The following is a 10,559-nucleotide window of genomic DNA, read 5'->3' on the forward strand; positions in this document are numbered from 1 at the left end:
GCGGAAGCATGACCGTTCTACAATAAAGGCAAAGACGTTGAGGTTGAACTAACCTAATGCGTGTACCTAAAACAAACCCAAAGATACCAATGCCTTCACCAGGCCTCTACGAAACTGATTTTTACGCTTGGACACAGGAACAAGCAACTTTACTTCGTGATCAGCAGTGGAGTCAGATTGATTTACAAAATCTGATTGAGGAGATTCAATCTTTGGGTAAACAGCAACGTCAAGAACTGCGAAACCGTCTGAGTGTGTTGATTGGACATTTACTAAAATGGCAGTACCAGTCGCAACGCCGTAGCCGTAGCTGGTTAGCAACACTGCGTATTCAACGCTTAGATATTGCTGAACTGCTTGAAGACAATCCTAGCCTAAAACCCTACCTTGAAGAAGCACTTCGCAAAGCCTACCTTAAAGGTGTCGAATTAGCTATTGGAGAAACAGATTTACCCAAGCGGACTTTTCCGATAGAGTGTCCCTATAGTTTGCCAGAGATTGTGGACTATGATTTTTACCCAGGTGAACCAAGTAAGTTAATAGATGAATTAGAGCAGTAATTTGAAATTAAAGTAAATCTTCTTCAGATAGCTGGGCTATTTTCATTAAGGCTTTCAAGGTTCCAACTTTTAAATCTTGATTGCGGTGAACAGGAATTGACAGGATTTTTTCTACTTCAGGGTTTTCATAAATATGATGACTGCCAGTAATTCTTTGTAAAACCCAACCTTTTTGTTCCACAATCTTACAAAGTTGCTTGCCAGAAATCGATTTCATACAGCAATTTCGACAACTTGATCTGTTGACTCAATTGCATTACGACTGTTGGCAACTTCAAGCCAACCTTCAATAGCATCCTTTAAATTAGCTGTTACCTCTTCTATGGTGTCTCCTTCGGTAATACAACCCGGAAGCGCGGGAACTTCTGCCCAATAGCCGCCTTCTTCTGCTGGATGAATAATTGCTCTAATTTTCATAAACCTGTGAACTAGTTTGTCAGAATATGCTAATAACCATAACTATTTGCTCTTAACTGTGGCTACTCAAAATAATGTTTGTTGCTACAGTTCAAACAACAGATGCTTCTGCGATCGCTCTTCATAGCAGAAATAGTTAGGTTTGAGTATAAGCAAGTATTAAGTTTCCTAGTGCAAAAACAAATTATCCTAAACTCCACCTTCTAACTCTTCTAGGTCATCTACTGTCAGTGGTGCTTGACCACTGTAACGCACATACAACACATCAACTGTAGTACCTCGAATTGTAAAAAGTACTCGGTATACGTTTTTGGCTTTCCCATAAAGGAGTTGGCGTACTTCTTCTGGAAAAATTTCATGTTCGACTGCTAAGGCACAACGTTGGGGCTTCTCTTGCAGGGTAGCAATAGCATTAATTAATCCTCGAAACCAACGATCAGCAAATTCAGGATGCCGTTCTCGATACCAGCGATAAGCTTGCTCAATTTGAGTTTCCGCAATTGGGGTAATCTCAATCTGAAATGCCATACTTTTGCTGCATTTCTTGGACGAAATCTCCAATGGGGCGAGTTTTACCAGCGTTGAGTTCCTCGAAACCTTGTGCAATACCTGCAATTGTCTCAAACTGATCAATCAGTTGGCGTAGTTTGGTGGGGTCGATTTTGCCAGGATCTAGAAAGGTGACAAGGACTTGAGAGCGATCGCTAACATCTTGCGGTAGCTGGGTGAGGTGAATTTCCCCATCCTGATAAATGCCTTCGATAGTTTTTATCATGAGTTGAAGTTGGGTTGGTATTTCCTTTAATTCTACTAACTAGTCTCAAAGGGCTGGGTTTGGAATTCCCACCTGCTCAAAATGACATAGGTTTTCACTTGATGACTAATCTTTTTCTACGGTTCAAACAATAGCCGCCTCTGGAATCGCACCCTGCATTCTGCCGAAAGCATCAATTAAATTCTGCAATTGTTGATCTGCCTTAAAAACTCCTAAACCGCGCACCGTAACTTTAGCAGGAGAATAGACAAAGCGCGTCTTGAGATTGTCTGGTAAATTCGCCGCCAATAAATTCCAAGCAGGTTCCTCCATCAGCGTTTCTAAAACGACGTGCTGCTTGTTTTCTGGTTTAATCCGGCTAAATCCAAGTTTTTTCGCTAGCTGTTTAAGTTCCATGACTCGCAAAAGTTGATTTGCCGACACTGGTAAATTACCATAGCGATCGCTGAAATAGTAGAGTTTGAGACAGTTATACAATAAAGGCAAAGATGTTGAGGTTGAACTAACCTAATGCGTATACCTGAAACAAACCCAAAGATACCAATACCTTCACCAAACCTCTACGAATAGCATAGTTTGGGGGTGTAGATTTTGCTAGGATCTAGAAAGGTGACGATAACTTGAGAGCGATCGTTAACATCTTGCAGTAGCTGGGTGAGGCGAATTTGCCCATCTGATAAATGCCTTCGATAGTTTTCTTCACCAATTATTTCTAACCAAGTTCCAAACTTGTCACACCAAACACACGATTAATCGGTAAACTAGGCATTCCTTTGGTATACATCCGAGCAGTTTGAGAGATTGGCTCTAAACCATAATGTTTAACTAAAGCAATCGCTTGTAAATTGACATCTGGCACATCAATAAATACTGGAACATCAGGATTTTGTGCAAGCAAGGCAAGAAATAGGGCTTCAGCAATCTTCTCATTATTGGCAAACAACGGCCCAATTCTTAAACCTGTATAGGCAGGCCGGATAACTCCATAACCAGCAAGATACCCATCTTTTAAAACCCCTAATGCAGCACTTTCTGGTTGCTCAATCCAATCTCGCAGAAACAGCGAACGCTTAGAGGGAAAAAGTTGGCAATCGTAAGCCAGCAATTTCTCAAAAGGTACTGTTTTTAGTTCAACAATACCAGGAGGCGCAATACCGCCGCCAACCCCTTCATAACGAATATGGTTGTAAGCAATTTGGAAACCAGACTTTTTGTAATTATTTTGTTGAGCTGTTACCCCATCTAAACCGATGTTACGGTGAGTAGATAAATAAGCGATTGCCTGATTCCAAATTTTTATACCCAACCCTTGCCCACGAAACTGCGGCTTCACAATGTAAAAACTAAGAAAGCCGAAATATTGATCGTAAGCTACAGCAGAAATACACCCCACCGGTTCACCGTTCAACTCACCCAAGAAAAAACCGCGCTCGTCAGTTTGATAAAAAGATTGAGCATCATACCTGCCTGGATTCCAGCCTTCGGCTGCTGCCCAAGTAATCGCTAAATCCACTTCTGACCTGTTCATTGGGCGAAGGATGAAGTTATCTGTGGTCATAACATATTTTTACTGCTGGACTGTCAATTATTTAACTTCTCTTTGGCAAGCTGAATCATAACTCTTAACATTTTTATACTCATACCTGTAGGGTGCTTGCTTCGTTTATTGCCGTTGGTGTTATATCTATTTCTATCAAGGCAGTTAATCAACTTTAGCTATGCTCGCTGATTAATAGCAAAGTAGCACTCAGAATCTCTTGCAACCGAGCATTTGATGTATTTCCGCACGTCAACTGATAATTTGTAGTGATCATCCAAGACCATCAACCAAGTTAACAAAGTAACTATCCTTGGTTATAAAGCAATACGGTTCAATTAAGGCTAAAACTCTTTGTCAAAGGCAATTTTTTAACGAACCGCCAAGGACGCAAAGGACGCAAAGGACGCAAAGAGAAGGAAGAAATGCTTAACTGAACTGTATTGGGTTATAAAGATAACTCCACTAGTAGCTACTCCAAAAATCTCAAGGTCTTCAGCATTTCTCAGACCAACATCGCCTAAAGATAAGGCTGTTATCCCAAAAGTGCTAGTAATTTAAGTTGCAATCAGAGGTGATAGGTCTGCGTCTGACATAGGTTTTCACTTGATGACTAATCTTTTTCTACTGATCAAACAACAGCCGCCTCTGGAATCGCACCCTGCATTCTCCCGAAAGCATCAATCAAATTCTGTAATTGTTGATCTGCCTTAAAAACTCCTAACCCGCGCACCGTCACTTTACCAGGAGAATAGACAAAGCGCGTCTTGAGATTTTCTGGTAAATTCGCCGCCAACAAATTCCAAGCCGGTTCCTCCATCGGCGTTTCTAAAACGACGTGCTGCTTGTTTTCTGGTTTAATCCGACTAAATCCAAGTTTTTTCGCTAGCTGTTTAAGTTCCATGACTCGCAAAAGTTGATTCGCCGACACTGGTAAATTACCATAGCGATCGCTCCACTCGGCAGCAATCAGCTTTAATTCTGATTTAGATTTAGCTGTAGCCACCGCCCGGTATGCACTCATCTTTTGATCCAAATCGGTAATATAATCAGCTGGGATAAATGCTGTGAGGTTAAGGTCAATCTGGGTATCCTCCACTTTCGGAATTTCTTGGCCTCGGATTTCCCGAATTGCTTCTTCCAGCATTTCCATATATAAATCAAAACCGATGGCATCCATTTGACCAGATTGTTCTGCACCTAGCAAGTTACCCACACCCCTGATTTCCATATCGCGCATCGCCAGTTGATACCCAGAACCTAGCTGAGTAAATTCCTGAATTGCTCGTAATCTTTGCCGGGCCGCATCAGATAACGTCCGCTGCTTCGGATAAAATAACCAAGCATGAGCTTGGATACCGGCACGTCCCACACGACCGCGTAATTGATACAGCTGTGCCAATCCAAAGCGATGAGCATCTTCAATCAAAATGGTATTTACTCGTGGAATATCTAAGCCAGATTCAATAATTGTCGTACAAACGAGGATGTCTGCATCACCATTATTGAAAGTGAGCATGGTTGATTCTAACTCGCTTTCATCCATTTGACCGTGAGCGATCGCAAACCTAGCTCCCGGTATCACTTCTCGTAAATTGGCTGTTGTCTCTTCAATTCCGTCCACTCGTGGAACTACATAAAATACCTGTCCGCCTCTGTCTAATTCTTGACGAATTGCAGTGCGGATACTTTCGGAATTAATCGGTGAAAGATGGGTTTTGATCGGGCGTCTGGTTGGGGGTGGCGTGGTAATCAAACTCATTTCCCGAATTCCCGACAAGGACATATACAAAGTCCGGGGAATGGGAGTGGCGGAGAGGGTAAGCACGTCCACCTGAGTTTTCAGGCTTTTAATTTTCTCTTTCTGGTTCACCCCAAACCGCTGTTCTTCATCTACTACCAACAGTCCTAAATCCCGAAATGTCACGCCTTTACCTAAAAGTTGGTGCGTACCAATTACTACATCTAATTCACCCGTCGCCAATCGTTTTTGAATATCGCGGCGTTCTTCAGCAGACCGAAAGCGGTTGAGTAAGCCGACATTTACCGGGTAGGGAGCAAAACGTTCTTTGAGTGTATGGTAATGCTGCTGTGTTAAAATAGTCGTTGGCGCAAGGAGTGCCACTTGTTTACCGGCGATGACTGCTTTGAAAATAGCACGAATCGCCACTTCCGTTTTTCCGAAACCGACATCGCCACAAACTAAGCGATCCATTGGGCGATCGCTTTCCATGTCTCGTTTCACATCTTGTACAGCTTTGAGCTGATCTGTTGTGGCTTGGTAGGGAAAAGAGTCTTCCAATTCCTCCTGCCAAGGCATATCATTTGGAAAGCTAAAACCTTGTTGTTGCGATCGCGCTGCATACAGTTTCAACAAGTCCACCGCCAATTTTTTGATCGCTTTGCGGACTTTATTCTTCGTATTTTCCCAAGCTTTACCGGTCATCCGGTTGAGTTCTGGTGCTTTATCACCTGCGGCGCGGAACCGCGATAAAGCTCCTACTTGATCGGCTGCGACTCTGAGTAACCCGTCAGCATACTGCACTACTAAATAATCACGGGTTTCGTTATTAATCGTCAAACTTTCCAGCTTGACAAATTTGCCAACACCATGATTTCTGTGAACTACATAATCACCTGGACGCAGCTTATTGGGATCAACTTGCTTAGAAGTAGCTTTGTGGCGCTTGCGGATATAGCCGGGAGTAGCCAAAGAATGCTGCCCAAAAAATTCCCGATCTGTAACGATTACCAATCGGTATGTAGGTAAGATAAAACCTTCTAGTTCCGCAAGACCAGAATATTTTAGGGCTATGGGAGTGTGATTGATTTGGAGCTTATCTATCGCTTGGTAGTCGCGGGGATTCGGGATAAACTGAGCCGGACAATCATGTTCTTGCAACAGCGAAACAGAACGCGAAGGTTGAGCAGAAAGCAGCCAGATAGAGAAATTGCGATCGCGTTCTTGGCGGATGGTTTCAGCTAGTTTAGCAAACTGGTGCGGCGTGACTGGAACTGATCGGCTGGCAAGATTGATCCCACTATTTTCCTCTGACAGTTCCGATAAATATAATGTTTTAAATTTGGCAACGTCAACCAGACACTGATCAAAAGACCGATGAATTTTCGGTAATGTTAGGGCAGTAGATTCTTCCCCATACCCCATTCTCCATTGTTCCTCAGCATTTTCCACCCAGCGATCGCTATGAGCATGACATTGTTCTGGCTCATCAATGGCAATCAGGGTGTTTTCTGCTAAGTAGTTTAGCAGGGAAGCTGGTTGCTCGAAAGCTAACCCCAAAAAGCGACGACTACCCTCCAAGAGTGATGAGTTATCAGTTATGAGTTCTGAGTCAAAATTTAACTCATAACTCCTAACTCCTAACTCAGAACTATTCTTAAGTGCCGCCATCACCACGGGAGAAAAGCTAGTGGGGGTAAGAATTAACTGGTTAACTTTGTCGAGGGCAGAACGTTGAGTTGCTGGGTCAAATTCCCGCATTTGCTCGATTTCATCGCCAAACCATTCCAGCCTGACTGGAAACTCAGATGAAACTGGAAACACATCAACAATATCGCCCCGCCGACTCCACTGTCCTTCCGTTTCCACTAGAGGTACTCGTTCGTACCCCAGAATAGTTATTTTCTCACTGAAGGCATTCAAGTCTAATTCCATCCCCCGCTTCAGGGTAAGACAAAATTGTTGAAAAGCTTCTGGTGGTGGTAAGTGGGGTTGCAGCGCCCCTTGAGTAGCCACAATTGCCAAAGATCGCTTCGCTGGGGGATTCGGGATTGGTAATTGGGTATTGGGAAAAGTATTGCTCAGTTCTGTGTCCCTTGTCCCCTGTCCCCTGTCCCCTGTTACCAAATCTGCTAGTACTTGCATTTGTCCCCAACTCATCTCAGTTTCCGGGTCAAAAGGTTCGTAGGGAGAAGCCTCGGAGGTGGGGTAAAAATGTACTGTTTGCCATCCCATTGCTTCCAGTTGTGCATAAACCCGTCCAGCTTCTTCCAGAGTGGCGCAAACTACAAACAAATCCTTGCCCATAGCCCGCGCTAATGCCGAAGCCACTAGAGCCTTGGGCAGTCTGGGAATGCCATTTAACCGCAATTCTTGTTGTCGGTTTAGCTTAGAAATAAATTCAGTGGTGAGCGGCGATCGGCCTAAGGCACGCACAATAGAAGAAAATGACATAAGTACTACTAGCGTTGGGAGTCTTTGTGGGTGAGAAAATCTTGAGGCAGTTTATGTCAACCATTTTAAAAGTGTTAACAGCCTTCTTATTCCTCCGATGGAAGAATAATGCACAGCGACTAATAAACTTAAGAACTATAAGTATTACTTTGTGTACAGTCAAAGCATTTATTGAAGCATCTTTAATACTAGATACTAGGGATTGAGCCACGTTCGCTCTGATAAGCCGCAATTTTAAACATGTCCTCCATGACTTTTGAAATTTTAATAATTTTGGTGCTAATTATTGCCAACGGCGTGTTTTCTATGTCTGAGATGGCGATTGTCTCAGCACGCAAAGTTAGGCTACAACAGCTTGCCAATCAAGGAGATGCCAAGGCAAAGGTAGCATTAAAATTAGCTGAGTCTCCAAATCATTTCCTGTCAACCGTTCAAGTGGGTATTTCCCTGATCGGTATCCTGACTGGTGCTTTTGGAGGAGCAACAATTGCCAGTCGGTTGACAATCTATGTAAAACGTGTCCCCTTATTAGCACCTTATAGTGACCCGCTCTCCTTCGGAATAGTGGTTTTGCTCATTACCTTTTTCTCACTGATTATTGGCGAATTAGTACCGAAGCGTCTGGCATTAAACAACCCAGAAAGGATTGCATCGATTGTAGCTATTCCGATGCAAGCCTTGGCGGCGATCGCTTCTCCAATAGTCTATCTCTTAAGTGCTTCTACAGATTTGATCCTGCGAGTGTTGGGAATTACAGCTTCTACCGAGCCGCAAGTCACTGAAGAAGAAATTAAAATCTTAATTGAACAAGGCACCGAGGCGGGAACCTTTGAGGAAGCCGAACAGGATATGGTGGAGCGAGTCTTTCGTTTAGGCGATCGCCCTGTCAGCTACTTAATGACACCCCGTCCAGATATTGTCTGGCTGGACTTAGAGGACTCTGCCGATGAAAATCGCCAAAAAATGGTTGATAGTGCCTATTCTCGATATCCAATTTGTCAGGGGGGACTTGACAATGTGCTGGGTGTTATCCCAGTTACCGACTTATTAGCCAGGAGTTTCCGAGGAGAACCGCTAGACTTGACAGTGGGATTGCGACAGCCAGTATTCGTGCCAGAAAGCACCCGTGGTTTGAAAGTTTTGGAATTGTTCAAGCAAACTATCACTCATATGGCGCTAGTAGTCGATGAATATGGCGTGATTCAAGGATTAGTCACTCTCAACGACATCATGAGCGAAATCGTGGGTGATGTTCCTTCAACAGATGGGCAGGATCAACCACAAGCTGTGCAACGCGAAGATGGTTCCTGGCTTTTGGATGGGATGTTGCCTGTAGAGGAGTTTTTGGAACTTTTCGGTATGGAACAGTGGGAACCCGAAGAACGCGGCAGTTATCAAACTTTAGGCGGTTTTGTGATTACCAATTTAGGTCGTATTCCTGCCGCAGCAGATTATTTTGAATGGCAAAGTATGCGAATTGAAGTGATGGATATGGATGGTAACCGCGTTGATAAGGTGCTAGTCGTACCAAAAGGAAATAAATCATCGGATACAACAAAATCTGATTAGCACCGCATGGCGGAAGTCAAAAGTCAAAAGTCAAAAGTCAAAAAGCTTATTGGGCATTGGGCATTGATAATTATTGTTTACTATTTCCCATGCACCAGACCCGATGCTTTATTTATGCAATTTTTCAAGTCTTAGATAGACGTTGGACAGCCTCACCTGCCAACAACTGATGGGCTTGTTCCAAAACTTGGGGGATTTTATCGGCGTGGGGATTGCGGGCGAGACATTGCCGCAAGTCTAATTCATCTAGCCGATCAGCTTTGTTACCAGGGAACCAGTGGCTGGCATTGCCAAGCAGGTTGTAGCGCATTTTAGCGTAGTCTAGCAAATCGTAGGCGATCGCGAGATTCCGCAGCCACAAAATCACCCGAATATTTACCTCACCAGGGGTTTCCTCAAGGGTTGGGAGATTGGTCTGCCAGGATTTTACCCAATCTTCTCCCAAAGTAGCGATCGCTTCTAACTCCAACCTTGCTAAAATTGGTGGCAAAATTGACCATGCCCGATCTACTAATTCTAAAGTCTTCAGGTGTTCATCAAAATCTTGTGGTTTTGCTGCTCCCAAGCTCAGGGTATGTACCTCTTGATGACTCAAACAAAACAAATCATTAAACACCATTGGACTCAATGGGGCGCAAAGATTTACTAACTTTTGCGGTGGTTTATATAACAAACCTCCTTTATCAGATGGGCTAATGATAAACACTCCCATATCGTGGCGTTTAGCTGCTTCAATTGCCGCCCAATTCCATTGATTAATGTAGTACCAGTGCAGGTTCACATAATCAAATTGGTTAGTATTAATTGTCTGCACAATTATATCTGTTGAGCCATGTGTGGAAAAGCCAATAAATCTGACTTTTCCCTCTGCTTGCAACTGCTGCGCTACTTCCAAACAGCCACCAGGACGGATGCTGTAGTCTAATGACTCAGCATGATTGATCCCGTGCAAGCCTAAAAGGTCAACATAATCTAGTTGGAGATTTTTCAATGATTGTTCAAATTTCTCACGGAATTCTTTCGCATCTGCCTCTGGGTTTACTTTGGTTTGAACAATCAACTTTTCGCGGGGAAACTTGGGCAATATTCTCCCCAATTGCATTTCGGAAGTGCCATAACCACGGGCAGTTTCAATATGATTTATCCCAACCTCGACTGCCCTTCTAATAGTCGCTTCCAGATTCGCCTGGTTATCAGCAGGAATTTCATTATTGGGAACATCTTCCCATTTGAACTGATATCTCATGCCACCGCAGGAAAACACTGGCATCTGTAATTCTGTGCGTCCAAATCGTCTATATAGCATCAGTGGGTTGTGGATTGCTTATCAACTTAAAATCTCAAAATTACAGTCATTCAAGCTTTCAGTGCCACAATAATTACCTCTCAATACGGTTCGGATAAGACTCGATCCCCCCAACCCCCCTTTTTAAGGCTTGCTCAAAATGGCTCTATTCCCCCTTTTTAAGGGGGATAATGGGGGATCTTTAGGGACTGTGCAGCTTA

The 10,559-nt window shown here is 43.5% G+C and carries 9 protein-coding genes and 1 pseudogene; 2 read left to right on the plus strand and 8 right to left on the minus strand.

Going from position 1 to position 10,559, the window contains the following annotated elements:
* Positions 1-89: 89 nt before the first annotated feature.
* Positions 90-560, plus strand: a complete 471-nt coding sequence (locus tag V7K85_RS32090) for a DUF29 domain-containing protein (protein WP_334820092.1) — start codon at positions 90-92, stop codon at positions 558-560.
* A gap of 7 nt (positions 561-567) precedes the next feature.
* On the opposite strand, the gene V7K85_RS32095 is transcribed toward V7K85_RS32090, so the two are convergent.
* The 7 genes and pseudogenes from V7K85_RS32095 to mfd form a co-directional block, all read right to left on the minus strand.
* Positions 568-777 (minus strand): type II toxin-antitoxin system HicA family toxin, encoded by a 210-nt coding sequence (locus V7K85_RS32095; protein WP_104908348.1) that lies wholly within the window; start codon positions 775-777, stop codon positions 568-570.
* Positions 774-977, minus strand: a complete 204-nt coding sequence (locus V7K85_RS32100) for a type II toxin-antitoxin system HicB family antitoxin (protein WP_334820094.1) — start codon at positions 975-977, stop codon at positions 774-776. Before V7K85_RS32100 ends, V7K85_RS32095 begins: the two co-directional genes overlap by 4 nt.
* Positions 978-1,166: 189 nt before the next feature.
* A complete protein-coding gene (locus V7K85_RS32105; RefSeq protein WP_334820096.1) occupies positions 1,167-1,505 on the minus strand; it encodes a type II toxin-antitoxin system RelE/ParE family toxin in 339 nt (112 codons plus the stop codon).
* Entirely contained in the window at positions 1,489-1,752 is a 264-nt protein-coding gene (locus tag V7K85_RS32110; RefSeq protein ID WP_334820098.1) for a hypothetical protein, read from the minus strand. The genes V7K85_RS32105 and V7K85_RS32110 overlap by 17 nt, the downstream gene beginning before the upstream one ends.
* A 123-nt stretch (positions 1,753-1,875) precedes the next feature.
* Positions 1,876-2,202 (minus strand): annotated as a pseudogene (locus tag V7K85_RS32115) (TRCF domain-containing protein); the annotation flags it as partial.
* A gap of 262 nt (positions 2,203-2,464) precedes the next feature.
* A complete protein-coding gene (locus V7K85_RS32120) occupies positions 2,465-3,310 on the minus strand; it encodes a GNAT family N-acetyltransferase (RefSeq protein WP_334820102.1) in 846 nt (281 codons plus the stop codon).
* A gap of 610 nt (positions 3,311-3,920) precedes the next feature.
* Positions 3,921-7,484 carry a transcription-repair coupling factor gene (mfd, locus tag V7K85_RS32125; RefSeq protein WP_334820103.1) on the minus strand — a complete coding sequence of 1,188 codons (3,564 nt, stop codon included), beginning with the start codon at positions 7,482-7,484 and terminating at the stop codon, positions 3,921-3,923.
* Positions 7,485-7,724: 240 nt separating this feature from the next.
* On the opposite strand from mfd, the gene V7K85_RS32130 reads away from it, so the two are divergent.
* Positions 7,725-9,053 carry a hemolysin family protein gene (locus V7K85_RS32130; protein ID WP_334820104.1) on the plus strand — a complete coding sequence of 443 codons (1,329 nt, stop codon included), beginning with the start codon at positions 7,725-7,727 and terminating at the stop codon, positions 9,051-9,053.
* A gap of 124 nt (positions 9,054-9,177) precedes the next feature.
* On the opposite strand, the gene V7K85_RS32135 is transcribed toward V7K85_RS32130, so the two are convergent.
* Positions 9,178-10,359 carry an aldo/keto reductase gene (locus tag V7K85_RS32135; protein ID WP_334820105.1) on the minus strand — a complete coding sequence of 394 codons (1,182 nt, stop codon included), beginning with the start codon at positions 10,357-10,359 and terminating at the stop codon, positions 9,178-9,180.
* Between the last annotated feature and the right edge of the window lie 200 nt (positions 10,360-10,559).

Source organism: Nostoc sp., from assembly GCF_036917615.1.
Classification (GTDB): domain Bacteria; phylum Cyanobacteriota; class Cyanobacteriia; order Cyanobacteriales; family Nostocaceae; genus Nostoc.